Origin of the sequence: Streptomyces sp. NPDC002680, from assembly GCF_042889145.1 — a bacterium.
Lineage (GTDB): Bacteria > Actinomycetota > Actinomycetes > Streptomycetales > Streptomycetaceae > Streptomyces > Streptomyces adonidis.
The window spans coordinates 176,694-203,665 of record NZ_JBIAQP010000014.1; the positions used below are offsets into that span (position 1 = coordinate 176,694).

Here is a 26,972-nt window from a genome sequence, read left to right on the forward strand (position 1 = left end):
TACGGTCCGGGTTTCCTGTGAAACACCTACGTCGACCTGAAACCACCCCTTTCGAACCTAAGATCGACTTCAGTGAGGTCGATGTGTCCGGAAGGGGTGGCGTGCATGTGGGGGCGTAGTCGTGCGAGACGCCAGCGGCAGGTCGAGGGGCTCGCCGCTGTCACCGGTCCCGTCGAGGCGGCGGACGCCGCTCATCAGGCGCTGCTGGAGCTGAGCCGGGAGATGCGGGGCGAGCTGGCGCGGCTCGAAGCGCTGCTCGACCGTGGCGACGGCGTGCCCTCGGACACGATCCGGGAGCAGACGCTCGGCGCGGTGACCGTCTTCGCCGACCTGGACGGCGTGTCCCGGCAGTACCAGGAGATCCGTACGGCAACCGTCGAGGCGGCCGAGCACGGCGTCGAGGTGGCCGCTCCCTGGCTGGCGGCGCTCGGGGAGCACACCGGGTCGATGACCGAGCTGGGGGAGACGTTCTCCGGGGTCGGCGAGTCCCTGGCCTACCTCCGCGAACGCACCGAACGGCTGCGCGCCGACCTGGTCCCGCTGCGCGAGGGGGCCCACGAGGCCCTGCGTGCCGCCCAGGAGGAGCTGGCGGCCGCCGAGGGCGCCGACGGCTGGCACGCCTGGCAGACGGCCCTCACCGCCCTGGCCGTCCGACTGGCCGAACTGGACGGGGGCCACGTCATCCCGACAGCCCGACGCAAGGTCAGCGACCACTACCGCGAGCTGGAGCGAGAGGTGGCGGAGCTGCGGGGGGCGATGGCCTCGGCGTCGCGGTGAGGGCGTGGCAGGCCTGCTGAGCTGGCCTTTTGTGCGTGGTTCGGAGGTTGTCCACAGGGCGGCGAGGGGCTGTCCGGATGTCTGCGACACTGGTACAGCCATGCCTAAGCCCGGAGAACTCACATTCGTCGCCCCGCGCGGAGCCCAGAAGCCGCCGCGGCATCTTGCCGATCTCACGCCCGCCGAGCGTAAAGAGGCCGTTGCCGCGATCGGTGAGAAGCCGTTTCGTGCCAAGCAGCTCTCGCAGCACTACTTCGCGCGGTTCGCGCACGACCCGGCCGAGTGGACGGACATCCCGGCCGCCTCGCGCACCAAGCTCCAGGAGGCGCTGCTTCCGGAGCTGATGACGGTCGTCCGCCATCTGTCGACCGACCAGGAGACCACCCGCAAGACCTTGTGGCGGATGGTCGACGGGACGCTCGTCGAGTCGGTGCTCATGCGGTACCCGGACCGGGTGACCATGTGCATCAGCTCGCAGGCGGGGTGCGGGATGAACTGCCCGTTCTGCGCGACCGGGCAGGCCGGTCTTGACCGGAATCTGTCCACCGCCGAGATCGTGCACCAGATCGTGGATGGGATGCGTGCGCTGCGGGACGGGGAGATTCCCGGCGGGCCCGCGCGGCTCTCCAACATCGTGTTCATGGGCATGGGCGAGCCCCTCGCCAACTACAAGCGGGTCGTCGGTGCCATCCGTGCGCTGACCGATCCCGAGCCGGACGGGCTCGGGCTGTCGCAGCGGGGGATCACCGTCTCGACCGTCGGGCTGGTGCCGGCCATCAACCGGTTCTCCGACGAGGGCTTCAAGTGCCGGCTCGCCATCTCCCTGCACGCCCCCGACGACGAGCTGCGCGACACCCTCGTACCCGTCAACACGCGGTGGAAGGTACGGGAAGTCCTCGACGCCGGGTGGGAGTACGCGGCCAAGTCGGGGCGCCGGCTGTCCATCGAGTACGCGCTGATCCGGGACATCAACGACCAGGCCTGGCGCGGTGACCGCCTCGGGCGGCTGCTCCGGGGCAAGCCCGTGCATGTCAACCTGATCCCGCTGAACCCGACTCCGGGGTCCAAGTGGACCGCTTCGCGGCCCGAGGACGAGAAGGCGTTCGTCGAGGCGATCGCCGCCCACGGCGTGCCCGTGACCGTTCGGGACACCCGGGGGCAGGAGATCGACGGGGCGTGCGGCCAGCTCGCGGCCACTGAGCGGTAGTCTTACGTCGTACCTACATATCTTCATATTCCGACAGGGGAGCGCCACAGCGCTGAGAGTGCGGCAGCCAGATCACATTGGTGGGCCGCAGACCCTCTGAACCTCGCCCAGGTCATTCTGGGTAGGAAGTTCGGTCATCACTCTTGCTGTTGCGCCCTGCCCGGGAACCCTCCATGAGGCCCCGGGCAGGGCCGCGTCTCTTCCTGGTCATCCCAGGAGGAAGAATCCAGTGAGCACCACCAAGCAGGTCATGGTCACGGCCGTGGCCGTCGGACTCGGGCTCGTCACGCTCGCCGCGTGCGGGTCCGAGGACGGCGCCAGTGGATCGGCGGCGGAGTCCAAGACCGTCACCCTCGTCAGCCATGACTCGTGGGCCGTGTCGAAGGACGTTCTCGCCGCCTTTGAGAAGCAGTCCGGGTACACCGTCAAGGTCCTCAAGGACGGCGACGCCGGGCAGGCCGTCAACAAGGCGATCCTGACCAAGGACAACCCGCAGGGCGATGTCTTCTTCGGCGTCGACAACACCCTGCTCTCCCGCGCGCTCGACAACGGGCTCTTCCAGTCGTACGAGGTGAAGGACGCCGACGCGATCCTGCCCGCGTACCGGGCCGACGAGGACAGGCACCGGGTCACGCCGATCGACACCGGGGACATCTGCGTCAACTACGACAAGGCCTGGTTCAGCGAGCACAAGCTGACCCCGCCCGAGTCCTTCGACGATTTGATCAAGCCCGCCTACAAGGATCTCCTCGTCACCGAGAACGCCTCCACCTCCTCGCCGGGGCTCGGCTTCCTGCTCGGCAGCGCCGCCAAGTACGGCGACGACGGCTGGACCGGCTACTGGAAGAAGCTCCAGGCCAACGGCGTCAAGGTCGTCGACGGGTGGGAGCAGGCCTACAACGAGGAGTTCTCCGGGTCGGCCGGCGGCAAGAAGGCCAAGGGCGACCGGCCGCTCGTCGTCTCGTACGCCTCCTCGCCGCCCGCCGAGGTGATCTTCGCCGACCCGAAGCCGGCCACCGCCCCGACCGGGGTCGCGACCGGCACCTGCTTCCGGCAGGTCGAGTACGCCGGGCTGCTGAGCAACGCCAAGAACGCCACCGGGGGCAAGGCGCTGCTCGACTTCCTCGTCGGCAAGACCTTCCAGGAGGACATGCCGCTCAACATGTTCGTGTACCCGGTGCGGGAGGGCGCCCAGGTGCCCGCCGAGTTCACCGAGTACGGGCCGCAGGCCAAGGACCCCGAGACCATGGCCCCCGCGAAGATCGCCGAACACCGTGACCAGTGGGTCAAGTCGTGGACATCTCTCGTACTGAAGTAGCCCCGGGAGCAGGTCTGGAAGCAAGCCCGGCGGTCGGGCGCGCGAAGGGTGCCGTTCTGCGCGGTGCCCTGCTCGCGCTGCCCGTCGTTTTCTTCGCGCTCTTCTTCGCATATCCCGTCGCCGCCATCGTCGCGCGCGGTCTGCACGTCGACGGGGTCTGGCGGTTCGGGCAGATCGGGGACGTGCTGGCGGACTCCGGGATCCGGCACGTCCTCTGGTTCACGGCCTGGCAGGCGCTCGCGTCCACCGCGCTCACGCTGCTGATCGCGTTCCCCGGCGCGTATGTCTTCGCACGCTTCGATTTCAGGGGCAAGCAGATTCTGCGGGCCGTGGTGACCGTGCCGTTCGTGCTGCCGACCGTGGTCGTCGGTACGGCGTTCCTGGCGCTGGTCGGGCGCGGCGGGCTGCTGGACGAGCTGTGGGGCGTACGGCTGGACACCACCGTGTGGGCGATCCTGCTCGCGCACGTCTTCTTCAACTACGCCGTCGTGGTGCGGACCGTCGGCGGGCTCTGGGCGCAGCTCGACCCGCGCCAGGAGGAGGCCGCGCGGGTGCTCGGTGCCTCGCGGTTCGCGGCCTGGCGGCAGGTCACCCTGCCCGCCCTCGCGCCCGCCGTCGCCGCCGCCGCGCTCATGGTCTTCCTCTTCACCTTCACCTCGTTCGGGGTGGTGCAGATCCTCGGCGGGCCGACCTTCGCCACCCTCGAAGTGGAGATCTACCGGCAGACTTCGGAGATCTTCGACCTCGGTACGGCCGCCGTGCTGACCATCGTGCAGTTCGTGGCGGTGGGTGCGGTCCTGGCCGTGCACGCCCGGACGGTACGGCGGCGGGAGAGCGTGCTGCGGCTCGTGGCGCCGGAGACCACCTCGCGTCGGCCGCGTGGGCGGGGGCAGTGGGCGCTGCTGGGTGGGGTGCTGGTGAGTATCGCCCTGCTGCTCGTGCTGCCGCTCGGTGTTCTGGTGCAGCGGTCGTTCGATACGGCCGGCGGGCCGGGGGTTGGTTACTACAAGGCCCTCACCAGTGACGACTCCGGGATCTTTCTCGTCGCGCCGATCGATGCCATCGGGAACTCGCTCCAGTACGCCCTCGCCGCCACCGGTATCGCCGTCGCCGTCGGGTCGCTGGCCGCCGTGGCGCTCACCCGGCGCGATGCCGGGCGGCTCGTACGGGGGTTCGACGCGCTGTTGATGCTGCCGCTCGGGGTGTCGGCGGTGACCGTCGGGTTCGGGTTCCTCATCGCTCTCGACGAGCCGCCGCTCGATCTGCGCAGCAGCTGGATCCTCGTACCGCTCGCCCAGGCGCTGGTCGGGGTGCCGTTCGTGGTGCGGACCATGCTGCCGGTGCTGCGGGCCGTGGACGGGCGGCTCAGGGAGGCGGCGGCCGTGCTCGGGGCCTCGCCCTGGCGGGTCTGGCGCGAGGTGGATCTGCCGATCGTGCGGCGGGCGTTGCTGGTCGCGGCCGGGTTTGCGTTCGCGGTGTCGCTGGGCGAGTTCGGCGCGACCGTGTTCATCGCGCGGCCCGACAATCCGACCCTGCCGGTCGCCGTGGCCCGGCTGCTGGGCCGCCCGGGTGACCTCAACTACGGCCAGGCGATGGCCCTTTCGACGATCTTGATGGTGGTGTGCGCGGTGGCCCTGCTCGTGCTGGAGCGGCTGCGGACCGACCGGACGGGGGAGTTCTGACCATGACCATGCTCAGTCTTGAAGGGGCGACGGTGCGGTTCGGGGCGCGGGCCGTGTTGGACGGGGTCGGTCTCGATGTCGCCGAGCACGAGATCGTGTGTGTGCTCGGGCCCAGCGGCAGCGGGAAGTCGACGTTGCTGCGGGCGGTTGCCGGGCTTCAGCCGCTGGACGCGGGGCGGGTGTTGCTCGACGGGCGGGATCTCGCCGGGGTGCCCGCGCACAAGCGGGAGGTCGGGCTGATGTTCCAGGATCATCAGCTGTTCCCGCAGCGGGATGTCGGTGGCAATGTCGGGTTCGGGTTGCGTATGCATCACGTGTCCAAGGATCAACAGGGCTTGCGGGTGCGTGAGTTGTTGGAGCTGGTTGGGTTGCCGGGGGCTGCGGGGCGGGCTGTTGCCTCGTTGTCCGGTGGGGAGCAGCAGCGGGTCGCTCTTGCCCGGGCTCTTGCGCCTCGGCCTCGGTTGCTGATGCTCGACGAACCGCTGGGGCAGTTGGACCGCTCGTTGCGTGAGCGGCTCGTTGTCGAACTCCGGGAGCTGTTTGGGCGGTTGGGGACCACCGTGCTCGCGGTCACCCATGACCAGGGGGAGGCCTTCGCTCTTGCCGACCGGGTGGTGGTGATGCGGGAGGGGCGGATCGCTCAGTCCGGTACGCCTCTTGAGGTGTGGCAGCGGCCTGTTGACGAGTTCGTGGCGCGGTTTCTCGGGTTCGACAATGTTGTTGAGGGGACGGTGAGTGGGCAGGTCGCGGATACGGTCTGGGGGAAGGTGCCGGTGCCTGAGGGGGCGCTTCAGGGGGTGCGGATGGTGCTTGTGCGGCCTGGTGGGGTGCGGTTGGTGGCTGCTGATGAGGGGCTGCGGTGTGTTGTGGCTGCGCGGACCTTTCGGGGGACGCATGTGGCTGTGCGGCTTCGGCCTGAGGGGGTGGGTGGGGATGTGCCTTGGGTGGAGGCTGCGTGTGCGTTGCGGGAGGCGCCGGAGCAGGGGGATGTGGTGGGGGTGGTCTTTGAGGGGGCGGAGACGGTTGTGCTTGGGTGAGGTGGGGTGTTTTTCGCCCCCGCCGCCCCTACCCGTCCCATCCTTCTGGGGGCTGCGCCCCCAGACCCCCCTTGTCGCGCTGAACGCGCTCGTCCTCAAACGCCGGACGGGCTGGGGGGGTGGCCCCCCGTCCTCAGACGCCGGACAGGCTGGATGGTGGACCCCCGTCCTCAAGCGCCGGACGGGCTGGAGGGTGTCGGCCGTCGCTGGAATGCCGCAGGTATCGGGCGGGCGGAAAATACCCGGCCCGGGGTGAAGGTGCGGCATTAGGGTTCGCGGCATGACGACTCTCGCACATGCCCGCTATTGCGATGAAATCGCCCACCAGGTCGGACAGTTGAGAGCTGTCGTGACCTCTGGTGTCGATCTGGCCGTGACCGTGCCGACCTGTCCCGACTGGTCGTTGGAGCAGCTGGTGCGGCACACCGGTGGTGCCCTGCGGTGGGTGGACACGTTGGTGCGTACGCGGGCCGAGGGGAATGTTGATGAGGAGCACGTGCCCCTGAGTGGGGGGCCCGAGGTTCGGGGCGATGCCGGTGCGTTGGACTCCTGGCTTGCCGAGACCGGGGAGTTGGTTGTCGGGGCCTTGCGTGAGGCCGGGCCGGACGTCAAGGTGTGGGCCTGGGCCGGGATCCACAACTCGGGGTTCTGGGCGCGGCGGATGGCCCACGAGATCACCGTCCACCGCGCGGACGCGACCCTCGCCGCCGGGCTGCCGTACGAGGTCGCGGAAGACATCGCCGCCGACGCGATCGACGAGTGGCTGCAGATCGTCGAGTTCGTGCAGCGGACCGATCCGCACGACGCGGCGCGGGAGTTGAGGGGGGTGGGGCGAAGTATTCATCTCCATGCCACGGACACCGCACCGGAGTTGAACGCCGAGTGGCTCGTCGAGCTCACCGAAGGTGGTGTTGTGTGGCGTCGCGGGCATGAGAAGGCGACGGTCGCTCTGCGCGGGCCCCTCACGGGCGTCCTGCTCGCCTTTTATCGGCGACTTCCGCTGGACAGCCCGGAGTTGGAGGTTCTCGGAGAGCGGGAGCTGCTGGACTTCTGGCTGGAGAGGGCCACCTTCGGCTGACAGCGGAGTGGCCCGCCTCCCTGACGAGGGGCGGGCCACAACGTACGTACAACCGGATACCGCTTGCGGGACGTCAGCGGTTGCTGGACGCTCCACGACGGCGCATGCCGAAGAAGACGGCGCCGCCGCCGACGGCGACCAGGGCAGCCGCGATACCGGCGATCACACCGGTGTTCGAGCTGGCGCCGGTCTCGGCGAGGTTGGAGCTGCCGCCCGCAGGCGTCGGAACGCTGCTCGCGGGGGCACCCGGGGTGCTCTCGTCGGCCGACGGGGTCGGGGTGGCCGACTCCTCGGGCTCGGAGGCCGACGGGGTCGGCGTCGCGGGCTCGGACGGCTCCGGGGTCTCCGATGCCGGCGGGGTCGGAGTCGGGGTCGGCTCCGTCTTGCAGGCCTCGTCCGGGGTGGTCACGTCACCCTTGATGTACTCGTCGACCTGGTTGCCGGCCTTGACGTGGACGCGGTACGTCGTGTTCGGCGCCCAGTCCTCCGAGAAGTCGACGGTGACACCCTCGCGGGTGCCCACGACGTCCTCGGTGCCGATGACCTTGTCGCCCAGGTACACGGTGACGGTGGCCGGGGTGCCCGACGGGTCCTTGTCGGTGACGCTGATGACACCGTTTTCGCCGTCGCACTTGGCGACGGCGGAGAACTCACTGATGTTGCAGGCGAACGCGTTGCCGGCGACACCCAGCGCGAGCGCGGCCGAGGCGGAGGCGACACCGAGAAAACGCACGGAACGTGCGGTACGGCGAGATATGGACACGATTGCCCTTCACGGGATGCGCAACTGAGGGGGGTGGAGGGAGTGAAGAGACCTCATCACCTCATCACCCCCAGGAGTCTCACAGGTTTATAAGCGCGGGATAAGGGCTGTCAATCCGTATGCGGGCTACAGCGATTGGTTTTGCCTACCCGTTAACCAGCGAGACGTTTCAAGGCCTCCGGAGCCTCCTCGATCCGGTCGACCAGGGCAATTCGGTCCTCCATCGCCCGCTCCCGCGCGAGCGCCTGAAGCAGTGGCCAGGCGGGCAGTCGCTCGGTCCAGTGGGCGCGGTTCACGAGCACCATGGGCGTGGGCTCGCCGCGCGACTCGTAGTAGTTCGGGGTCGCGTTGTCGAAGATCTCCTGTACGGTCCCGGCGGCGCCCGGCAGGAAGACGACGCCCGCGTTCGAGCGGGCCAACAGCCCGTCCTCGCGGGTGGCGTTGGCGAAGTACTTGGCGATGTGCGAGGCGAAGGCGTTCGGCGGCTCGTGTCCGTAGAACCAGGTCGGGATACCGACCGAGTTGCCGCCTCGGGGCCAGCGTGAGCGGACCTCGAACGCGGCGCGCGCCCAGTCGGTGATCGAGGGGGTGAACGAGGGCGCTGCGGCGAGGAGTTCGCACGCCTCGTCGAGCATCGCGTCCTCGAAGGGCGCCGCGTACGCCCCCAGGTTCGCCGCCTCCATCGCGCCAGGGCCGCCGCCCGTGGCCACCGTGAACCCGGCGCGCGTCAGCTCGCGCCCCAGGCGCGCGGCACCGGCGTACGCCTCGGTCCCGCGTTTCATCGCGTGCCCGCCCATCACCCCCACGACCTGTGTTCCGCGCAGGAGTTCGTCGAGGGCGTCGGTGACGGAGTCGTCGTGGACGGAGCGCAGCATCGAGGCGAAGATGTCGCCGTCGGCCTTGGTGCGCTGGAACCAGGCGTACGCGAGGGCGTCGGGGGTGCGTTCGTAGCCGCTGTCGAGTCCGGCGAACAGCTCGTCCGGCGTGTGGACATGGCCGCGGTACGGGTCGAACGGCAGGTCGGGGGCGGGCGGGAAGACCAGGGCGCCGCTCGCGCGTACCTTCGCCGCCGCGTCCTGCCGCATCGGGCAGCCGAGGAAGACGGCGCCCGCGGTGTCGCTGGTCAGCAGTTCCTTCGTACGGTCCGTCAGATCGACGGCCTGGACGCGGAATCCGGCGAGGGTGCCGCGCGCCGAGACCACGGCGTCGAACTCCTCCAGCGTCTCGATCTCACGGTCGTCGTGGTGGGCCGCATGGGCGGGGCTCGTCTGCACCCGCCCATGTAAGCACGGTCCGTGTACGCGCTCGGACTAGCCCTGGACGGCCGCCGGGTCCATCCACACGACCTCCCAGGTGTGGCCGTCGAGGTCGTCGAACGAGCGGCCGTACATGAAGCCGAGGTCCTGCGTCTGGCCGGCCGGGGAACCGCCCGCGGCGAGCGCCTTGTCGACCAGCTCGTCGACCTTCTCGCGGCTCTCGGCGCTCAGCGCGACCAGCACCTCGCTGGTCTTCGTCGCGTCCGCGATCTCCTTCTGGGTGAAGGTCGCGTAGAACGCCTTGGTGAGCAGCATCGCGACGATGGTGTCGCTGATCACGATGGACGCGGCGTTGTCGTCGCTGAACTGCGGGTTGATCGTGTAGCCGAGTTCCGTGAAGAACTTCTTCGAGGCGCCGAGGTCGTTCACGGGCAGGTTCACGAAGATCATCTGCTGGTAGGTCGGCGAGGTCATCGGAGTCTCTCCCATTCGTGATGTGTGCTGTTCGGAGGGGTAGACCCGGGGGTCGGGCGGAACTCATCGGTGGGTGCGGGATTTTTTTCGTGGGGGTTCAGTGGGGGTTCAGGTGGTCAGTGGTAGCGCCGCCAGCTCCGCGATCAGGAAGGTCAGCGGGGCGAACAGGGCGAGGAGGGCACCTGCGCGCATGGCTGCGGCGGTGCGCAGGGTCGTCGCCGGGGCGCCCAGGCGGAGCAGGGCCGCGGTGGTGTCCGCGCGGGCGGCTCTGGCCTCGGCGGCGGCCGTGAGGAGCGTGGCGACCGTGCAGCCGGCCACGACCAGGGCGCCCAGGGTGGTGAGGGGGCCGAGGGACGGGTCGTCGGCGTCGTACAGCGTGGCCATGGCGTACGCGCCCGAGGCCACCGCGCAGACGACGCCGAGGGGGCGGCCGATACGGGTCGACTCCGCCATGAGGACGCGGCCGGCGAGGAGGCGGAGGGCGCCGGGGCGGACTGCTTGCAGCAGGCGTCCGCAGAGGTGGGTGAGGCCGGGGCCGGCGAGGGCGAGGCCGAGGGCGGTGAGGGTCCAGCCGGCGAGTACGGCTGCGGGGCTGCCGGTGGCTCCGCCGGGGATGGTGAGGCCGGGGGTGTGGGTGTCGCGGCTGGCGTAGGCCTCTACGGCGAGGCCTGCTGCCAGCACCGCGATGCCCCAGGGGAGGTCTCGCGGGGTGGGGTTGGGGGCGGGGAGGGGGTGCGGGTCGGTGGAGGGGAGGTCGTCGGGGTCCTGGGCCGGGGATTCGGGGGTGCCCGGAGTGGGGGCTGGGGGGTTGGCCGCGCTGCCCGGCGCTGACGGAGTGCCGCCTCTCGCTGGGACGGGCGCCGCCCCAGCGGCACTGCTGCCCGCAGCTTGGGCGCGTGCGCCTGCGGCTTGGGCGGGTGTGCCCGCGGCTTGTGTGCGTGCGCCCGCAGCTTGTGCGCGTGTGCGGCGGTGTGTGTCTCGTGGGCGCAATGTCAGCGCGACCGAGATCGATGCCGCCGCCGGGACCAGGGTCAGCAGGGTCAGGGCTGCCGGGAGGGGGAGGGAATGGTCTGCGGCCAGGAAGTCCGACGCGTCGCCGTCGAAGGGCATGCCCGTCAGGTCGCCTCGCAGGTGGAGGAAGAACAGGAGGGCCAGCATCGAACCGAGGGTGCAGGACAGGGCCGTTGTCGCGGCCGAGACGGCCATCAGGCGGGCCGGGCCCAGGCCGATCGCCGACAGGCCCGGACGCGGTCTCGTGCCGGGGTCCGTACGGGCCACCGTCACCGCGAAGTGGACCGTGGCCGCGATGGGGGCCACGCACCAGGCCAGCCGCAGGGCCGAGCCGCCGGCCGAGTCCTGGTGGGCGAGGGCGTGGCCCAGGGTGCCGAGGAGGAGGAAACCCGTGGCCGCCGACGCCGTCGCCACCAGCAGACGGCGGAGCTGGACGGCCGACTGGGAGCCGCGGGCTAGACGGAGAGCGAGCACGCCGCCCGACCTTCCGCGTCGGTCCCGGCCCCGTTTCTGGTCCCGGCCCCGTTTCCGGTCCCGGTCCCGGCACCGCTCCCGGCACCGTTCGTGGTCCCGGCACCGCTCCCGACTCCGGCCCCGCCACTGCTCCCGGCCCCGCCACCGTTCCTGGCACTGGTCCCAGCTCCGGTCCCGTTACCGTTCCGGTTCCCGCTCCCGGCTGCGGCTCCGTCCGTGGTGCCGGCTCCGGCTCCGGCACCGTTCCTGGTCCCGGTTCCGGTCCCGTTACCGTTCTGGTTCCCGCTCCCGGCTCTGGCTCCGTCCGTGGTGCCGGCTCCGGCTCCGGCACCGTTCCTGGTCCCGGTTCCGGTCCCGCTACCGTTCTGGTTCCCGCTCCCGGCTCTGGCTCCGTCCGTGGTGCCGGCTCCGGCTCCGGCACCGTTCCTGGTCCCGGTACCGGCTCCGGCACCGTTCCCGACCCCGGTACCGGCTCCGGCACCGGCACCGTTCCCGACCCCGACCCCGACCCCGACCCCGACCCCGACCCCGACCCCGACCCCGACCCCGTTCCCGCCCCCGACGCCGTTCCCGACCCTGTTCCCAGCCCCGACCCCGTTCCCAGTCCCGTTTCCGGCTCGGGCTCCGGTGCCGCTTTCAGCTCCGGCTCCGGCCCCGGCCCCGGCCCTGGCACCAGCCCTGGCACCAGCCCTGGCCCCGGCCCTGGTCCCGGCCCTGGTCCGGGACTCGTGCCCGGTGCCGGGCTCGTTCCCGTTCTCCTTGTTGTCGACCGGTGGCAGGTGCACGGTGTTCACGCGGCGGCCGTCGAGGAGGGAGACCGTGCGGTCCGCCAGGGACGCCGTGTTCGTGTCGTGGGTTGCCAGGATCACCGTGATGCCGTGTGAGCGGGCCGCTGTCGTCAGGGTTCTTAGGACGTGGGCGCGGTCCGCCTGGTAGAGGGTCGCCGTCGGTTCGTCCGCGAAGAGGATCGTGGGGGCCGGGGCCAGTGCCCGGGCGATCGAGACGCGCTGGCGTTCGGACTGGCGCAGTTCGTGCGGGCGTTTGCGGGCCCGGTCGCCGATGTCCAGGCGCTCCAGCCACTCCAGGGCCGCCGTCTTGGCCCGTCGGCGGCTGGTGCCGCGCAGCATGAGGGGCAGGGCCGTGTTCTCCCAGACGTTCAGTTCCGGTACGAGGACGGGGGCCGGGTCGATCCAGCCGAACCGGTCGCGGCGCAGCCGTTCGCGGGCGATCGGGCCCATCGTGTGCACGGGCGCGCTGTTGAACCAGACCTCGCCGCGCTGCGGTCGTACCAGGCCTGAGAGGCAGCGCAGCAGGGTCGTCTTGCCGCTGCCGCGCGGGCCGCTGACGGCGAGGATCTCGCCCTCCCGGACGCCGAGTGAGACACCGCTCAGCGCCGGCGAGCCGTCGTTGTGCTGGAAGTGCAGGGCGCGTGCCCAGAGCACGTCGTTGTCCGGCGGGGCCACCATCGCGTACACCTCGGTTCAGATCAGAAATGCCGTGCGGATCGCGGGCGGAATCCGCGAAATCCCCCGTGCGGGGGAACGAAGGCAGGGCCGATCGGTTACAGGCACGCTAGGTATTCGGCGGCGCGAGGCCGGACAGCACACGGCCCGGGTGCACCCGTTCTCACTCGTACGGATGTACCCGGGCCATCTAGGCAGGTGCAGCCGCGCCCCAAAGGGGCGCGGGGAACTGCGCGACCAGCCACGACGGACCCGCAGATGACGCGCCGGGCCGCCAGCGGAGCGCTACAGCTTCGTCCATGCCTCCGTCAGCGTCGCGCGCAGGATCTGTTCGATCTCGTCGAACGTCTCCTGGTTGGAGATCAGGGGCGGGGCGAGCTGGACGACCGGGTCGCCGCGGTCGTCGGCACGGCAGTACAGGCCGTTCTCGAAGAGGGCCTTGGAGAGGAAGCCGTAGAGGATACGTTCCGTCTCCTCCGCGTCGAATGACTCCTTGGTCGTCTTGTCCTTGACCAGTTCGATTCCGTAGAAGAAGCCGTTGCCGCGGACGTCACCGACGATCGGCAGGTCGTACAGCTTCTCCAGGGTCGAGCGGAACGCGCCCTCGTTGTCCAGGACGTGCTGGTTGAGGCCCTCGCGCTCGAACAGGTCGAGGTTGGCGAGGCCCACCGCCGCCGAGACCGGGTGGCCGCCGAAGGTGTAGCCGTGCAGGAAGGTGTTGTCGCCCTTGTAGAACGGCTCCGCGAGGCGGTCCGAGATGATGCAGGCGCCGATCGGGGAGTAGCCCGAGGTCATGCCCTTGGCACAGGTGATCATGTCCGGTACGTAGTCGAACTTGTCGCACGCGAACATCGTGCCGAGGCGGCCGAAGGCGCAGATGACCTCGTCCGAGACGAGCAGGACGTCGTGGCGGTCGCAGATCTCGCGGACCCGCTGGAAGTAGCCCGGCGGGGGCGGGAAGCAGCCGCCCGCGTTCTGGACCGGCTCCAGGAAGACCGCGGCCACCGTGTCCGGGCCCTCGAAGAGGATCTCCTGCTCGATCTGGTCGGCGGCCCAGCGGCCGTACGCCTCCGGGTCGTCGCCGAAGAGCGGGGCGCGGTAGATGTTGGTGTTCGGGACCTTGTGGGCGCCGGGGACCAGGGGCTCGAAAGGGGCCTTCAGGGCGGGCAGGCCGGTGATCGACAGGGCGCCCTGCGGGGTGCCGTGGTAGGCGACCGCGCGCGAGATGACCTTGTACTTGGTGGGCTTGCCGGTCAGCTTGAAGTACTGCTTGGCGAGCTTCCAGGCGGTCTCGACGGCCTCGCCGCCGCCCGTCGTGAAGAAGACCTTGTTGAGGTCGCCCGGCGCGTAGTCGGCCAGACGTTCCGCCAGCTCCACCGCCTTCGGGTGGGCGTACGACCACACCGGGAAGAAGGCCAGCTCCTGCGCCTGCTTGAAGGCGGCCTCGGCGAGCTCGACGCGGCCGTGTCCGGCCTGGACCACGAACAGCCCCGCCAGACCGTCGAGGTAGCGTCGGCCCTTGTCGTCGTAGATGTACGTGCCCTCGCCCCGGACGATCGTCGGGACGGGGGCGTTCTCGTACGACGACATGCGGGTGAAGTGCATCCACAGGTGGTCGTACGCGGTGCGGCTGAGGTCCTTGGGGCTGTCGGATGTCGTCACGGTTATCGGGTTCCCCACATGTAGGTCTGCTTCTTGAGCTTGAGGTAGACGAAGCTTTCGGTGGAGCGCACGCCGGACAGGGCCCGTATGCGTTTGTTGATGACGTCCAGCAGATGGTCGTCGTCCTCGCAGACGATCTCGGCGAGGAGGTCGAAGGAGCCCGCGGTCATCACCACGTACTCGACTTCGGACATGGCCGTGAGCGCGTCCGCCACCGACTCCGTGTCTCCCTCGACATTGATGCCGACCATCGCCTGCCTGCGGAAACCCACGGTGAGGGGGTCCGTGACGGCGACGATCTGCATCACGCCCTGGTCGAGCAGCTTCTGGACGCGCTGGCGTACGGCCGCCTCCGAGAGGCCCACCGCCTTGCCGATCGCCGCGTACGGCCGGCGGCCGTCCTCCTGGAGCTGTTCGATGATGCCGAGGGAGACGGCGTCCAGCTGGGGCGTGCCGTTCCTGGGCTCGCGGGCGTCCCTGTGCTCTGCGCTTCGACTGGCCACGCGCTCACTGTGCACGAGGGGTCGATACTTTCGCAAGGCTCGATCGATGAAATTCGTTGTTCATGGGTGTCTGTCTTGCGGATTTCGCAGCATGCGGGGGATCGGGGGTGTTGAAAACGTCGGACTGCGGAATAGGGTGGGTGTCTCAGCCAATGGACACCCGAGTCATTGGACAGCTGAGTCATTGGACACCTGAACTGGAGGGCCGGCAGTGAGCACCGAGCTGCGTCGTCTGCGCAACTACATCGATGGTGAGTTCCGGGACGCCGCCGACGGGCGGACCACCGAGGTGGTCAACCCCGTGACGGGCGAGGCGTACGCGACCGCGCCGCTGTCCGGGCAGCCGGACGTCGACGCCGCCATGGCGGCTGCCGCCGCCGCTTTCCCCGCCTGGCGCGACGAGACGCCGGCCAAGCGGCAGAAGTACCTCCTCCAGATCGCCGACGCGTTCGAGGAGCGTGCCGAGGACCTGATCGCGGCCGAGGTGGAGAACACCGGCAAGCCGATCGGGCTCACCCGGTCCGAGGAGATCCCGCCGATGGTGGACCAGATCCGCTTCTTCGCGGGTGCCGCCCGGATGCTGGAGGGGCGCAGCGCCGGCGAGTACATGGACGGGATGACGTCGATCGTCCGGCGCGAGCCGGTCGGGGTCTGCGCGCAGGTCGCGCCCTGGAACTACCCGATGATGATGGCCGTATGGAAGTTCGCACCGGCGATCGCGGCCGGCAACACGGTGGTGCTCAAGCCGTCGGACACGACGCCCGCGTCCACGGTCCTCATCGCCGAGATCATCGGTTCGGTCCTGCCCAAGGGTGTCTTCAACGTCATCACCGGTGACCGTGAGACCGGGCGGCTGATGGTCGAGCACAAGACGCCCGCGATGGCGTCGATCACCGGTTCGGTGCGGGCCGGTATGCAGGTCGCCGAGTCCGCGTCGAAGGACCTCAAGCGTGTCCACCTGGAGCTGGGCGGCAAGGCGCCGGTCGTCGTGTTCGAGGACACCGACATCGCCAAGGCCGTCGAGGACATCTCGGTCGCGGGCTACTTCAACGCGGGCCAGGACTGTACGGCGGCCACGCGCGTCCTCGTCCAGGAGTCCATCCACGACGAGTTCGTCGCAGCGCTCGCCAAGGCCGCCGCCGAGACGAAGACCGGCCAGCCGGACGACGAGGACGTGCTGTACGGGCCGCTCAACAACCCGAACCAGCTCAAGCAGGTCACCGGGTTCATCGAGCGGCTGCCCGCCCACGCCAAGGTCGAGGCGGGCGGTCACCGGGTCGGTGAGAAGGGCTACTTCTACGCCGCGACCGTCGTGTCCGGTCTGAAGCAGGACGACGAGATCATCCAGAACGAGGTCTTCGGCCCGGTCATCACCGTCCAGTCCTTCACGGACGAGAAGCAGGCCGTGGAGTGGGCCAACGGCGTGGACTACGCCCTCGCCTCGTCCGTGTGGACGAAGGACCACTCGCGTGCGATGCGGATGTCCAAGGTCCTGGACTTCGGCTGTGTGTGGATCAACACCCACATCCCGCTGGTCGCGGAGATGCCCCACGGCGGCTTCAAGAAGTCCGGCTACGGCAAGGACCTCTCGGGGTACGGGTTCGACGACTACACGCGGATCAAGCATGTGATGACGTCGCTCGACGGCTGACGGTCGGTCGTCGGTCGTTCAGGTGTGTGTGCGGTCCCGGGCGGGAGTTCTCCGTCCGGGGCCGCACTGTTTCAGGACGCCCGCGTCTCCGCGTGGTCCGTGCGGTTGAGCACTCCGCAGTCCGGCGGGCCCGGCAGCTCGTGGTCGGGGGCGCCGGGGAACTCGTCCTCGTCGGGGAAGGTGATGCCCGTCTTCGCCATGATGGGCGCGCACTTCTCCAGGGCCTTGCGGAAGTCGCCGATGTCGGTGCGGTTCCGGTCGCCGCGCTCGCCTCCCAGCTTCGTCCGCAGCCGGATCTCCCCGTCGTCGTCCTTGACGGCGTGGAAGCTCGGGAAGCGGGTCTGGCCCTCGTCGCGCATGCACGCGGCGAAGTCGTCGTTCGCCTCGTTGACGTCGTCGGGGGCCTTGTCGGTCGGCTCGTACTTCAGGCCGAACGCCTCACCTCCGCGCGGTGGTTCCGGGGTTGTGGGGTCCGGCGTGCCGGTGGATCCGGATCCGGTCTCAGTGGTTCCGGTGGTTCCGGTCGCCATGGCCGCCGTCGCGCTGACCGTGCCCAGCGCGACGACCGAGATCATGGCGCAGGCCAGGGCGAGACGCCGGGGGCGGGCCGCGAGTACGGGCATGGGTGCCTCCAGGTGGGTCGTGGGTGGTGGTGATGTCGTGGGTGATGCGGGATCCACGGAAGCGCGTCGCCGGTTACAGCAGCGGAACGGGCGGACTTATCGCCCTGTAACCGGCCGCGCGCCACACTGACCGGCATGCGTGTGCTGGTGGTCGAGGACCACGAAGAACTCGCCGAGACCGTCGCCGCGGGCCTGCGCCGGGAGGGGATGGCGGTCGACCTCGCCTTCGACGGCCCGACCGCGCTGGAGCGCGCCGCGGTCAACGGCTACGACGTCGTCGTGCTCGACCGCGATCTGCCCGGCGTCCACGGCGACCAGGTGTGCCGCACGCTGACCGGGGGCGGCAGCCGGGCACGGGTGCTGATGCTGACGGCGTCCGGGACGGTGGCCGACCGGGTCGCGGGGCTCGGACTCGGCGCCGACGACTATCTGCCGAAGCCCTTCGCGTTCTTGGAACTCGTCGCGCGGATACGGGCGTTGGCGCGCCGTGCGCAGCCCGCGTTGCCGCCGGTGCTGGTGAGCGGTGAGCTGCGGCTCGATCCGGCGCGGCGGGTCGCCACTCGCGCCGGGTGCCAACTGCCGCTCAGCCCCAAGGAGTTCGCCGTACTGGAGTTGCTGATGGGGGCGCGCGGGAGCGTGGTGTCCGCCGAGGAACTGCTCGAACGGGCCTGGGACGAGGCCGCCGACCCCTTCAGCCAGACCGTGAAGGTGACGGTGAGCCGGCTGCGGCGGAAGCTGGGGGAGCCGCCGCTGATCGAGACCGTCGAGCGGGCGGGGTACCGGCTGTGAGGTCCATGGTCGGCTTGGCGCTGCGTGGGCCGCGCAGTATCCGGTGGCGGCTGACCCTGCTCTACAGCGCGTTGTTCGCGGTCGCGGGGGCGGTGCTGCTGAGCTTCACGTATGTGCTGGTGGCGAACTCCGAGCCCGGAGTGAGGGCGGGAAGTCCCGAGCCCCGGGGCACGGTTCCCAAAGGCGTCCCCAAGGGCCCTGACGTGCCCCTCGTCGCGCAGTACGTCCAGCAGCGGCTGTCGGTGCAGCGGGACGAGCAGTTGCAGCAGCTGCTGATGGAGTCGGGGATCGCGCTGGCCGTGATGATCGTGGTGTCGGTGGCCCTGGGCTGGCTGATGGCCGGGCGGGTGCTGGATCCGCTGCGGACGATGACGGCCGCGGCTCGTCGTATCTCCGCCGACAACCTCCACGAGCGGCTCGCGGTACCCGGTCCCGACGACGAGCTGAAGGCGATGGCCGACACCTTCGACGCCGTACTCGCCAGGCTGGAGGGGGCGTTCGAGGCGCAGAAGCAGTTCGTCGCCAACGCCTCGCACGAACTGCGCACTCCGCTCACTCTGCAGCAGGCCCTTGTCGACGTGGCGCTCGCCGACCCCGACGCGTCCGCCGGGACCCTGCGGGCCGCCTGTGTACGGGTGCGTGCGGCGGGCCGGGAACAGGAACGGCTCATCGACGCGCTGCTCACGCTGGCGCGCAGCCAACAGGGGCTGGAGCGGCGGGAGTTCGTGGATCTGGCGGAGGTGGTACGGGGGCGGCTGCCGGAGAGTGGTGGTGGACGTCCGTGTGTGGAGGCGGAGTTGGGGCCGGCGCCGCTGCTGGGGGATCCGCAGCTGATCGAGCGGCTGGTGGTCAATCTCGCCGACAACGCTGTTCGGCACAACTTGCCCGAGGGGGAGGGGAGTTGGGTGCGGGTGTGGACGGGGGTCGATGGGGGGTGGCCGGTTCTGCGGATCGAGAACAGTGGGGTGGTGATCGGGGCGGATCAGGTGCGGGGGTTGTTTCAGCCGTTCCGGCGGTTGGGTGGGGAGCGGGTGCGGGTTCGGGGGGCCGGTGTTACGGGGCTTGGGCTGGGGTTGTCGATCGTGGCTGCGGTTGTCGCCGCGCATGGGGGTGGGGTGGTGGCCTGGGCTCGGGAGGGGGGTGGGTTGGGGGTGGAGGTGCGGTTGCCTGCGGCGGCTCGGTTGACTGGGGGTTCCTGAGGGGGTGGTGGGGGAGGCGGTCTGGAGGGTGCGGGCTGGGTGTGGCTGGTCGCGCAGTTCCCCGCGCCCCTTTGGGGCGCTCGTGTGCACGGAGTGGCATGCTGCGCGCATGTCAGCGTCACGTGTCTCCGCCTCGCTCTCCCGTCGGTCCCTGCTGCGTGTGCTCGGTGCGGTCGGTGGAGGTGGGGTGCTTGCCGGGTGTGGTGTGCCCGCTGCTTATGTGGCGCCGGGGGAGCGGGCCGGGGCCGATCTTTCTGTTCGGGACAAGCGGCTGATCTGGGCGAACTGGCCGCTCTACATCGACACCGACGACGAGGACACCACACGGCGGCCCACCTTGGAGGGGTTCGAGAAGCGCACGGGGATCACCGTCGACTACGTCGAGGAGATCAACGACAACGACGAGTTCTTCGGGAAGATCAGTCCGGCGCTGATGAACCACCAGAGCACCGGCCGCGATCTCATCGTCATCAGCGACTGGATGTGCGCGCGGTTCGTGCGGCTGGGCTGGGTCCAGGAGATGGACCGCGCCCGGCAGCCGAACGTCACCAAGTACCTTGATCCGCAGCTCCGTTCACCTGCCTTCGACCCCGGCCGCAGGTTCACCGTGCCGTGGCAGTCGGGGATCACCGGTATCGCGTACAACCGGCGCAGGGTCGGCCGGGAGATCCGGCATGTCTCCGACCTGTGGGCGGACGACCTCAAGGGGCGCGTCACCCTCCTCTCCGGGCTGGACGAGGCGTTCGCGCTGCTCATGCAGGGCAACGGGGTCGACATCACCAAGTGGACGGCGGACGACTTCGAGCTGGTCTGCGAGCAGGTCGCCGCGCGGGTGCGCAGCGGGCACATCCGCCGCTTCACCGGCAACGACTACATCAAGGACCTCGCCAGTGGTGACGTACTCGCCTGTCAGGCGTACTCGGGCGATGTGATCCAGCTCCAGGCGGACGACCCGGACATCCGCTTCGTCGTCCCGGAGGAGGGCGCCGAGCTGTGGGCGGAGTCGCTGATGATCCCGAATCTGGCGCGGCACAAGGCCAACGCGGAAGCGCTGATCGACTACTACTACCAGCCCGAGGTCGCCGCGGAGCTGGCCGCCTGGGTCAACTACGTCTGCCCGGTACCGGCTGCCCAGGACGTACTGGCGTCCTCGAAGGACGAGGACACGGCCGCCCTCGCCGAGGACCCGCTGATCTTCCCCGACACCGCGATGCGCAAGAGGCTCGCGATCGCCCGGGACATCACCGGGAAGGAGCGGGTGGAGTTCGCCAAGCGGTGGAACGTGATTGTCGGGTTGTAGCCTCGTCGGCCGCCCCCTCCCCGGCCGCCGGCCCACGACGTCCGGGTCGCTAGCCGGACTGGCGGACGATCACCCGTGCCGGTTCGGGGGCGAGACCGGCTGTCGGCAGCCCCAGTGCGGTGCGTGCGGCGATGCGGCCGAGGGACTCCGCGTCCAGCCGTACGGTGGTCAGCGCCGGTGAGAACAGTGCGCCGTGCGGGGTGTCGTCGAAGCCGATGACGGCCAGGTCTTCCGGGGCCCGTAGCCCGAGGTGGCGCATCGTGGCGAGCGTGACCAGGGCGAGGTCGTCGTTGTAGGCGGCGAGGGCCGTGACTTCCGGGTGTTCGGCGCGGAAGGCCCGCAGTTGTTCGCCGGCTGCCTCGGGGTCGCCGGGAAGGACCAGCGTCGGGCAGTCGGTCAGGCCTGCGGTGTCGGCGGCCTCGCGCATGAGCCGCTCGCGCAGACCGGCGAGGACCTGGAGTTCGGCGGTGTCCGGCAGGACGGTGGCGATGTGGCGGTGGCCCCGCTCGACGAGGTACCGGACCGGGACGTCGGCCTGTGCGGAGAACGCGGTGAGGGAAGCTTCGGTGGCGATCTCGTCCGCGTGGCCGGCGTCGCCCAGGTCGATCACGGCCCGGGCGGAGACGGCCTGGGCCACGTCGGAGAGGGCCTGCGAGGAGAGATGGCCGTGCAGCACCAGGAGTACGTGCTGGTGCGAGGCGAGTTCGGCGTCGAGGCCGCGGATGTAGCTGCCGAGGCCGCTGCCGGTGGGGACCCCTTCGACGTTGAGCAGGACGATCCGGGACGCCCCTTTGCGCAGCGCCTGCGCCGAACCGTTGGGGACGTAACCGAGTGTGCGGGCGGCCTCCCGTACCCGCTCCCGTGTCTCCTGCGAGACATGCCCGGCGGCACCGTTGAGGACGAAGCTCACCGTCGTCTGCGAGACACCGCTCACCCGGGCGACGTCCTTGGCCGTCACGCGCGGGGACTGTCGCGCGGACTGGCGTGGGGACTCGCTCACGTGCTCGCTCCTCCGGTCCGGGTCTTGGGTCTTGTGCGCTTTCGGGCGCGGTGGTTAAGGTATCGCGGACTCATGGTAATACGATTTACCAAAGGGGAGAGTGCCCATGAAGCTCGACCTGGTCGCCCCGGAACTGCGTCGCAACGTCACGCGCATGCCGCGACTGCCGCTCCGCCCGAGGTGGGTGTTGCGCGGTGTGCGCGCTCTGGCCCGCCGGCACAGTCCGGGCGAGCCGGTGACGGGCGTCGGCGTCGAGATTGTCGACGAAGGTCAGGGCATACGGGTGTACACCCCGGCCGGCGGTGGTTCGGGGGCGGCACTGCTGTGGGTGCACGGCGGTGGATACGTCATCGGCGACGCTCTGCAGGACGAGGTGTTCTGCTCCGCGACCGCCCAGGCGCTCGGCATCGTCGTCGTCTCGGCGAACTACCGCCTCGCCCCCGAACACCCCTTCCCGGCCGCGCTCGACGATGCCTTCGCCGCCTGGGAGTGGTTGGGGAAGTCGGCCGGCTCCCTGGGGATCGACCGGGAACGCGTCGCCGTCGGGGGCGGCAGCGCCGGTGCGGGGATCGCCGCCTGTCTGGTGCAGCGGCTGCACGATGCCGGTGGTGTCCGGCCGGTCGCGCAGTGGCTGTTCGCTCCGATGGCCGACGACCGCACCGCCGCCCGCCGCGAACTGGACCCCGTGCAGCACCGGGTGTGGAACAACGCCGCGAACCGGTTCGGCTGGGCCGCCTACCTCGGCGCCGAGCCCGGCAGCCCCGGCACCCCCGACTACGCGGTCGCGGCCCGGCGCGCCGACCTGCGCGGACTGCCACCGGCCTGGATCAGCGTCGGCGACATCGACCTGTTCACCGACGAGTGCCGCACCTACGCCGAACGCCTGCGCGACGCGGGCGTGGACTGTGTCTTCGACCTCGTCCCCGGCGCGCCCCACGGCTTCGAGACCTGGGCCCCCGACTCCCGCCTCGCCCGGGAACTGCTGGAACGCGGCCGCGCCTGGCTGGGCGCGCAGCTGACGGGACCGGCTTCGTCGGCGGTTTCCGGCTAGGCGTAGGTCTTCGCCGCCGGAGGGCCGCTTCCTGCACGTCCGTGTGGAGGGCGGTGCACGAAGCCGGCCGGCCCGAAGGCCGACCGGCTCGCTCCGCGCGGGCCGGTGTCAGCCCATGTGGACCGGGGCCGCGCCCTCGACGTGCTGCTGCTTCTTCGCGTTGATGGCCGTCGCGGTGATCACCAGGGCCGCGAGGAACATGACCGACGCGGCGGCGAAGGCCACGGTGTAGCCGTGGGTCAGGGCCTCGCCCGCCTTCGCGATCAGGGCGTGGTCCCGGGTGGCCAGGCCCCGGTAGAGGGAGGAGGCGGCCTCGGGCAGCTTGTCGTCGGCGGCCGTTGTGGAGAGCGTCGACAGGACGGCGAGGCCGAGCGCGCCGCCGATCTGCTGGGCGGTGTTGAGCAGCGCGGAGGCACTGCCCGTCTCGTGGTGCTCGACGGCGTGGACCGCGCCGAGGGTCATCGGGACGAAGCTCATGCCCAGGCCGAGGGCGGTGACGAACATCGCCGGCATGAGATGGGTCGTGAAGGAGGAGTCCGGAGTGAGGGCGGCGAACCAGAACATGCCCGCCCCGGCGACCAGCAGACCGGGCCCCGCCACGACGCGCGGAGCGACATGGGTGACCAGCTTCGAACTGGCGGCGGCCGCGATGCCCATCCCCAGGCTGAACGGCAGATAGGCGAAGCCGGTCTTCACGGCGCTGTAGCCGAGGATGAGCTGCATGTAGAGGGTGAGGAAGTAGAAGAAGGCGATCATCCCGGCGCCGATGAACAGCATCGTGGCGTAACTGCCGGACCGGGTGCGGTCCTTGAACAGGTGCAGCGGCATCATCGGGTGGGCGGCCCGCCGCTGGCCCACCAGGAAGACGGCCAGCAGTACGGTGGCCAGCGCGAAGGACGCCAGCGTGAGGCCGTTGGTCCAGCCGTGCTCGCCGCCGCGCGTGATGCCGTACACCAGGGAGATCAGACCGCCGGTGCCGGTGACCGCGCCGGGCACGTCCAGGCGGCCCGGGTGGCGTTCCGCCTCGACGAGCAGCCGTGTGCCGGCCAGGACGGCCACGCCGATGGGGATGTTGACGAAGAACACCCAGCGCCAGTCCAGGGTGTCGGTGAGCACACCGCCGAGCAGCAGGCCGACGGTGGCGCCGATGCCGGCCATGGCCGCGTAGACGCCCATGGCCTTGTTGCGTTCCTTGCCTGCGGGGAACGTGGTGGTGATCAGGGCCAGCGCGCTGGGCGCCGCGAGTGCCGCGCCGACGCCCTGGAGGACGCGGGCGAGGATCAGCAGGCCCTCGTTCTGGGCGAGGCCGCCGAGCAGGGAGGCCACGGTGAAGACGGCGATGCCGATCTGGAAGACCCGGCGCCGTCCGTAGAGGTCGCCGGCCCGGCCGCCGAGCAGCAGCAGTCCGCCGAAGGCCAGGGCGTAGGAGTTGACGATCCAGGCGAGGTTCGCGTCGGACACGCCGAGTTCGGTCTGGATGGCGGGCAGGGCGATGTTCGTGATCGTGGCGTCGAGGATCAGCATCAGCTGGGCCGCGGCGATCACGACGAGGGCGAGCCCCAGCCGGCGTGGGCCGCCGGGGGCGCCAGTAACCGCGCCGGTGTGGACCGAGGGGGTGACAGTCGCGCTGTCGGAAGGCATGCGAGAACTCCAGAGGGAGTGTGGTGCGACGGCATTCCCGAGAGCTTCGGATGGGGAAACGGCCCGCTGATCCGTGGGAATGGAGAAATGCGACCGTAGCACCTCATGCATTCCGGCGAAGACACGAAAGAGGGGAATCCTGTGTGGTCATTCTCGCGCTTGACATTCCCCTCCGATCCCCTGCAACAGGCCCTGTGATCTGCTCCGACGTCGACTTGCCTTTTCTTGCGATGTGTGGGCACGGAGTGAGCTCCGCCCGCCGGTGCTCACACTTTTCCTGGTTTTTCAAATCAGTTTTCCCGCCGCACCTTTCCCATGTTGATTCGGTATGCGCATTCGGTGAACTCGGGGTGTCGGCGGTCGTGGGCGGTTCGCCGCGTATGATTGAGACTCGGTGTCATATCAGCGACCGGAGGTCGTGGGCGGGGTGGGTGCAACAGTGCGCACGAACACGAGGGACATCGCACGGGCCGCCGTACGGGCGGAGCTGGCCCATGTTGCCTTCGAGCTGTTCCGGTCCGAGGGGTTCGACAAGGTCACCGTCAATGACCTGGCCGCTGCCGCCGGCGTGTCCCGCTCCACCTTCCTGCGCTACTTCGGGACCAAGGAGGATGCCGTCCTCGGTGCCGTCGACGCACAGGGCGAGACGATCGCCGACGCGCTGCGCGCCCGCCCGGCCGACGAGGACGACTGGACGGCGCTGCGGCACGCGCTCGGCGTCATCCTGGAGTCCCATCGCCGGGATCCGGCCGGTGCCCTGGTGATGTCCCGTCTGATCATGGAGACGCCCGCGCTGTGTGCCCGCAGCCAGGAGAAGCAGGCCGGCTGGCGGCCCGCCATCGCCGCGGCCCTCGCCGAGCGCGCCGGCTCGTCCGGGCCCACGGCGCTGGGTCCGCTGGTGCGTGCCGCCGCCGCGGTGGACGCCCTGAACATCGCCGTCAGTCACTGGACCTCCTCCGACGGCGCCCCCGACCTCGACGCCCTCCTCGACGAGGCCTTCGCGGCACTCACGCCGCCGTCGGCGTGATCCGAACGGCGGTCCCTGGACGGCGAAAGCGCTTTTGAACGTGTTCAACTCAAGCGTATGCTGCCCCCATGAGCGACAGAGCCGCCCTTCTCAAGGGCATCCGCGCCTGGTTGGTCCTCTTCGTCGTCTGTCTGGTGCTCAGCGGCGCCACCGCCTTCCCCCTGGTGCACGAACTGCGCTGGACCGAGAGCCTGTTGCGGGCGCTGTCCGTCCCCGAGCATCTGCCGGGGCTGATGGACTGGGTCGCACGCGTCCGGGACGGTCTCGACGCCACCGACGAGCGCTACCCCTTCGTCCTCTACGGCACGGACTGGCTCGCCTTCGCCCACCTCGTCATCGCGGTCGCCTTCTACGGGCCCTACCGCGACCCCGTACGCAACATCTGGGTCGTCGAGTTCGGGATGATCGCCTGCGCCGGGGTCGTTCCGCTCGCGCTGATCTGCGGGCCGATCCGGGGAATTCCCTTCTGGTGGACGGTCATCGACATCTCGTTCGGGGTGTTCGGTGTGATCCCGCTGTACGCCGTACGGAAGCGGATCAAGCGGCTGGAGGCACTCAGCCCCGCGCCTCCCGCCGCCGCGGCCGTCACCGTCTGAACGCGGCCTCGATGATGCGCCCGGCGACCGGATTCATGTCGTAGCCCTTGGCGTCGGTCGAGTTGACCGAGTAGACGAGGGTGCGGGACAGGTCGCGGGTGGCGACGACGATCGTGTTGTAGCCCCAGCGGCCGCCCGACTTCCCCCACACCTCCGTGCCGTCGGCGGTGACATGGCGCTGGAGACCCGCGGTCATCGTGGCCCCGGGGACACCTGCGGGCACGGTGAACATCTCCGCCAACTGCGGCTCGGGCACGACCTGTCCACGGAACAGGGCCGTCAGCAGCCGCTCCAGATCCGCGGTCGTGGAGATCATGGCCCCCGCCGCTCCGGTGTCCGTGGTACCCCACACCGTGACATCGCGCAGCTCCGTCGTCCCGTCCGCGCGCGGCACGGCCTGGTAGCCGTGGTTGTGCGGCCCCCTGATCTCTGGGTCGGTGCCCGGGAGATACGTGTCCCGCATCCCCAGCGGGCCGAAGATCCGACGGGCCGCCTCGTGCTCGTACGAGTGCTTGGTGACCCGCTCGATCAGCACCTCAAGGACGGTGTAGCCGATGTTCAGGTAGTGCTGCCCGGTGCCCGGCGCGAACTCGGGCTTCTTCGCGGTGGCCGAGGCGACCATCTCGCGAGCCGTATGGATGTCAAAGCGATGCGCGTACACCTCCTCGAAGGTGTCGCCGGGGAGATCGGGGACCGGAATTCCGCTGGTGTGGTTGAGCAGTTGGCGCACGGTCACGTCTTTGTACGCGGCCGGGATCAGGTCCGGCAGATAGTGCCGGGCCGGCCGGCCGAGGTCCACGTCACCCTCCGCCGCGAGCTGCAGCACGACCGCCGCCGTGACCACCTTGGTCGTCGAACCGGCCCGGAAACGCCCGTTGGGGTCCGCCGGGCGCCCGCTCGCCAGGTCGTGCACCCCCGCACTGCCGCGCCAGTCCGGGCCCTTGCCGCCGACCCGTACGAGCGCGGCGGTCGCGTCCGCGTTCGGCAGTCCGGTGATCGCGGCCCGCAGAGCCTTGGCGTCGGGGCCCGCGACCTGCGCGGTCTCGGATGCCGGGGCGGAGGCGGCGAGCACGGGTGCGGCCAGCGGGCCGGCCGCCAGGGCGAGGGTGAGGGCGGTGGCGAGAGCTGTGGTGCGTAAGGCGGTGCGGGTGCGTGTGCGGGGACGTGCGCTCATCGGCTGCTCCTGGAGGCGGCTGGTGTCGGTGTTCACATCCTTGATCCATGCGGGGTGGCGCGGATCGTCATCGAGGATGACGTCGACCCTGGTGTCGGCCCGAGGCCAACTGGGTTACCCCGTACGGAAGTTGTCGGGGATCGCACCTAGGGGCCGTGTCCTGGCCGGGCTCCGGGGAAGCCAAAAACTGTTATCGGGGGTGCCCCCGAACCGTCT

At 70.1% G+C, this 26,972-nt stretch carries 23 protein-coding genes, 1 pseudogene and 1 riboswitch; of the genes and pseudogenes, 13 read left to right on the top strand and 11 right to left on the bottom strand.

What is annotated here, in order from left to right; genetic code table 11:
* Positions 1-105 precede the first annotated feature (105 nt).
* The 6 genes from ACFYXF_RS33460 to ACFYXF_RS33485 all read left to right on the top strand — a co-directional run bounded on the left by ACFYXF_RS33460 (position 106) and on the right by ACFYXF_RS33485 (position 7,099).
* A complete protein-coding gene (locus ACFYXF_RS33460) occupies positions 106-777 on the top strand; it encodes a hypothetical protein (RefSeq protein WP_389355339.1) in 672 nt (223 codons plus the stop codon).
* 100 nt (positions 778-877) lie between these two features.
* Positions 878-1,984 carry a 23S rRNA (adenine(2503)-C(2))-methyltransferase RlmN gene (rlmN, locus tag ACFYXF_RS33465; protein ID WP_235474542.1) on the top strand — a complete coding sequence of 369 codons (1,107 nt, stop codon included), beginning with the start codon at positions 878-880 and terminating at the stop codon, positions 1,982-1,984.
* A gap of 25 nt (positions 1,985-2,009) precedes the next feature.
* A riboswitch (TPP riboswitch) is annotated at positions 2,010-2,130 on the top strand.
* A gap of 104 nt (positions 2,131-2,234) precedes the next feature.
* Positions 2,235-3,302, top strand: a complete 1,068-nt coding sequence (locus tag ACFYXF_RS33470; protein ID WP_389355498.1) for a thiamine ABC transporter substrate binding subunit — start codon at positions 2,235-2,237, stop codon at positions 3,300-3,302.
* On the top strand, positions 3,278-4,984 hold the full coding sequence (locus ACFYXF_RS33475; protein ID WP_389355341.1) for an ABC transporter permease: 1,707 nt from the start codon (positions 3,278-3,280) through the stop codon (positions 4,982-4,984). The genes ACFYXF_RS33470 and ACFYXF_RS33475 overlap by 25 nt, the downstream gene beginning before the upstream one ends.
* A gap of 2 nt (positions 4,985-4,986) precedes the next feature.
* Positions 4,987-6,021: an ABC transporter ATP-binding protein gene (locus tag ACFYXF_RS33480; protein ID WP_389355342.1), complete on the top strand. Its 1,035-nt coding sequence runs from the start codon at positions 4,987-4,989 to the stop codon at positions 6,019-6,021.
* 280 nt (positions 6,022-6,301) lie between these two features.
* Positions 6,302-7,099, top strand: a complete 798-nt coding sequence (locus tag ACFYXF_RS33485) for a maleylpyruvate isomerase family mycothiol-dependent enzyme (protein WP_389355344.1) — start codon at positions 6,302-6,304, stop codon at positions 7,097-7,099.
* Positions 7,100-7,172: 73 nt separating this feature from the next.
* On the opposite strand, the gene ACFYXF_RS33490 is transcribed toward ACFYXF_RS33485, so the two are convergent.
* The 7 genes and pseudogenes from ACFYXF_RS33490 to ACFYXF_RS33520 form a co-directional block, all read right to left on the bottom strand.
* The gene (locus ACFYXF_RS33490; protein ID WP_369033213.1) at positions 7,173-7,862 is read right to left on the bottom strand and encodes an LAETG motif-containing sortase-dependent surface protein; all 690 of its coding nucleotides are present in this window, start codon (positions 7,860-7,862) and stop codon (positions 7,173-7,175) included.
* A 152-nt stretch (positions 7,863-8,014) separates the two neighbouring features.
* Positions 8,015-9,136: an LOG family protein gene (locus ACFYXF_RS33495; RefSeq protein ID WP_389355346.1), complete on the bottom strand. Its 1,122-nt coding sequence runs from the start codon at positions 9,134-9,136 to the stop codon at positions 8,015-8,017.
* A 36-nt stretch (positions 9,137-9,172) separates the two neighbouring features.
* Positions 9,173-9,592 carry a VOC family protein gene (locus tag ACFYXF_RS33500; protein WP_369033211.1) on the bottom strand — a complete coding sequence of 140 codons (420 nt, stop codon included), beginning with the start codon at positions 9,590-9,592 and terminating at the stop codon, positions 9,173-9,175.
* A gap of 108 nt (positions 9,593-9,700) precedes the next feature.
* Positions 9,701-11,077 (bottom strand): hypothetical protein, encoded by a 1,377-nt coding sequence (locus ACFYXF_RS33505; RefSeq protein WP_389355348.1) that lies wholly within the window; start codon positions 11,075-11,077, stop codon positions 9,701-9,703.
* Positions 11,078-11,832: 755 nt separating this feature from the next.
* Positions 11,833-12,543, bottom strand: a pseudogene (locus ACFYXF_RS33510) (ABC transporter ATP-binding protein); the annotation flags it as partial.
* Positions 12,544-12,825: 282 nt separating this feature from the next.
* A complete protein-coding gene (locus ACFYXF_RS33515; RefSeq protein WP_389355350.1) occupies positions 12,826-14,220 on the bottom strand; it encodes an aspartate aminotransferase family protein in 1,395 nt (464 codons plus the stop codon).
* Positions 14,205-14,720: an Lrp/AsnC family transcriptional regulator gene (locus ACFYXF_RS33520; RefSeq protein WP_389355352.1), complete on the bottom strand. Its 516-nt coding sequence runs from the start codon at positions 14,718-14,720 to the stop codon at positions 14,205-14,207. Before ACFYXF_RS33520 ends, ACFYXF_RS33515 begins: the two co-directional genes overlap by 16 nt.
* 196 nt (positions 14,721-14,916) lie before the next feature.
* On the opposite strand from ACFYXF_RS33520, the gene ACFYXF_RS33525 reads away from it, so the two are divergent.
* Positions 14,917-16,356, top strand: coding sequence for a gamma-aminobutyraldehyde dehydrogenase (locus ACFYXF_RS33525; RefSeq protein ID WP_389355354.1), 1,440 nt, complete (start codon positions 14,917-14,919; stop codon positions 16,354-16,356).
* Positions 16,357-16,427: 71 nt separating this feature from the next.
* Here ACFYXF_RS33525 and ACFYXF_RS33530 read toward each other — a convergent pair whose 3' ends face one another.
* Positions 16,428-16,979: a hypothetical protein gene (locus ACFYXF_RS33530; protein WP_389355356.1), complete on the bottom strand. Its 552-nt coding sequence runs from the start codon at positions 16,977-16,979 to the stop codon at positions 16,428-16,430.
* Positions 16,980-17,114: 135 nt separating this feature from the next.
* Between ACFYXF_RS33530 and ACFYXF_RS33535 the strand changes: the two genes are divergently transcribed.
* The 3 genes from ACFYXF_RS33535 (at position 17,115) to ACFYXF_RS33545 (ending at position 20,267) form a co-directional block, all read left to right on the top strand.
* A complete protein-coding gene (locus ACFYXF_RS33535; protein ID WP_389355358.1) occupies positions 17,115-17,768 on the top strand; it encodes a response regulator transcription factor in 654 nt (217 codons plus the stop codon).
* 5 nt (positions 17,769-17,773) lie between these two features.
* On the top strand, positions 17,774-18,967 hold the full coding sequence (locus tag ACFYXF_RS33540; protein ID WP_389355500.1) for a sensor histidine kinase: 1,194 nt from the start codon (positions 17,774-17,776) through the stop codon (positions 18,965-18,967).
* 109 nt (positions 18,968-19,076) lie between these two features.
* On the top strand, positions 19,077-20,267 hold the full coding sequence (locus ACFYXF_RS33545) for a spermidine/putrescine ABC transporter substrate-binding protein (protein WP_389355360.1): 1,191 nt from the start codon (positions 19,077-19,079) through the stop codon (positions 20,265-20,267).
* Positions 20,268-20,316: 49 nt separating this feature from the next.
* On the opposite strand, the gene ACFYXF_RS33550 is transcribed toward ACFYXF_RS33545, so the two are convergent.
* Positions 20,317-21,267: a LacI family DNA-binding transcriptional regulator gene (locus ACFYXF_RS33550; protein ID WP_389355362.1), complete on the bottom strand. Its 951-nt coding sequence runs from the start codon at positions 21,265-21,267 to the stop codon at positions 20,317-20,319.
* Between the two features lie 106 nt (positions 21,268-21,373).
* On the opposite strand from ACFYXF_RS33550, the gene ACFYXF_RS33555 reads away from it, so the two are divergent.
* Positions 21,374-22,318 carry an alpha/beta hydrolase gene (locus ACFYXF_RS33555; protein ID WP_389355364.1) on the top strand — a complete coding sequence of 315 codons (945 nt, stop codon included), beginning with the start codon at positions 21,374-21,376 and terminating at the stop codon, positions 22,316-22,318.
* A gap of 108 nt (positions 22,319-22,426) precedes the next feature.
* Here the strand turns inward: ACFYXF_RS33555 and ACFYXF_RS33560 are convergent, their stop codons facing one another.
* Positions 22,427-23,959 carry an MFS transporter gene (locus tag ACFYXF_RS33560; RefSeq protein WP_389355366.1) on the bottom strand — a complete coding sequence of 511 codons (1,533 nt, stop codon included), beginning with the start codon at positions 23,957-23,959 and terminating at the stop codon, positions 22,427-22,429.
* A 439-nt stretch (positions 23,960-24,398) separates the two neighbouring features.
* Between ACFYXF_RS33560 and ACFYXF_RS33565 the strand changes: the two genes are divergently transcribed.
* Both ACFYXF_RS33565 and ACFYXF_RS33570 read left to right on the top strand, forming a co-directional pair.
* On the top strand, positions 24,399-24,986 hold the full coding sequence (locus ACFYXF_RS33565; RefSeq protein ID WP_389355368.1) for a TetR family transcriptional regulator: 588 nt from the start codon (positions 24,399-24,401) through the stop codon (positions 24,984-24,986).
* Between the two features lie 68 nt (positions 24,987-25,054).
* A complete protein-coding gene (locus tag ACFYXF_RS33570) occupies positions 25,055-25,582 on the top strand; it encodes a hypothetical protein (protein ID WP_389355369.1) in 528 nt (175 codons plus the stop codon).
* Here ACFYXF_RS33570 and ACFYXF_RS33575 read toward each other — a convergent pair.
* Positions 25,572-26,756: a serine hydrolase domain-containing protein gene (locus tag ACFYXF_RS33575; protein ID WP_389355371.1), complete on the bottom strand. Its 1,185-nt coding sequence runs from the start codon at positions 26,754-26,756 to the stop codon at positions 25,572-25,574. The two genes, ACFYXF_RS33570 and ACFYXF_RS33575, sit on opposite strands and share 11 nt — an antisense overlap.
* Positions 26,757-26,972 lie beyond the last annotated feature (216 nt).

Excerpts from the sequence above, each read along its gene's own strand:
- rlmN (WP_235474542.1), top strand. The coding sequence starts at position 878 with ATGCCTAAGCCCGGAGAACTCACATTCGTCGCCCCGCGCGGAGCCCAG.
- ACFYXF_RS33460 (WP_389355339.1), top strand. The coding sequence starts at position 106 with ATGTGGGGGCGTAGTCGTGCGAGACGCCAGCGGCAGGTCGAGGGGCTC.
- ACFYXF_RS33545 (WP_389355360.1), top strand. The coding sequence starts at position 19,077 with ATGTCAGCGTCACGTGTCTCCGCCTCGCTCTCCCGTCGGTCCCTGCTG.
- ACFYXF_RS33555 (WP_389355364.1), top strand. The coding sequence starts at position 21,374 with ATGAAGCTCGACCTGGTCGCCCCGGAACTGCGTCGCAACGTCACGCGC.
- ACFYXF_RS33575 (WP_389355371.1), bottom strand. The coding sequence starts at position 26,756 with ATGAGCGCACGTCCCCGCACACGCACCCGCACCGCCTTACGCACCACA.
- ACFYXF_RS33540 (WP_389355500.1), top strand. The coding sequence starts at position 17,774 with ATGGTCGGCTTGGCGCTGCGTGGGCCGCGCAGTATCCGGTGGCGGCTG.
- ACFYXF_RS33560 (WP_389355366.1), bottom strand. The coding sequence starts at position 23,959 with ATGCCTTCCGACAGCGCGACTGTCACCCCCTCGGTCCACACCGGCGCG.
- ACFYXF_RS33485 (WP_389355344.1), top strand. The coding sequence starts at position 6,302 with ATGACGACTCTCGCACATGCCCGCTATTGCGATGAAATCGCCCACCAG.
- ACFYXF_RS33570 (WP_389355369.1), top strand. The coding sequence starts at position 25,055 with ATGAGCGACAGAGCCGCCCTTCTCAAGGGCATCCGCGCCTGGTTGGTC.
- ACFYXF_RS33470 (WP_389355498.1), top strand. The coding sequence starts at position 2,235 with ATGGTCACGGCCGTGGCCGTCGGACTCGGGCTCGTCACGCTCGCCGCG.
- ACFYXF_RS33535 (WP_389355358.1), top strand. The coding sequence starts at position 17,115 with ATGCGTGTGCTGGTGGTCGAGGACCACGAAGAACTCGCCGAGACCGTC.
- ACFYXF_RS33530 (WP_389355356.1), bottom strand. The coding sequence starts at position 16,979 with ATGCCCGTACTCGCGGCCCGCCCCCGGCGTCTCGCCCTGGCCTGCGCC.
- ACFYXF_RS33500 (WP_369033211.1), bottom strand. The coding sequence starts at position 9,592 with ATGACCTCGCCGACCTACCAGCAGATGATCTTCGTGAACCTGCCCGTG.
- ACFYXF_RS33480 (WP_389355342.1), top strand. The coding sequence starts at position 4,987 with ATGACCATGCTCAGTCTTGAAGGGGCGACGGTGCGGTTCGGGGCGCGG.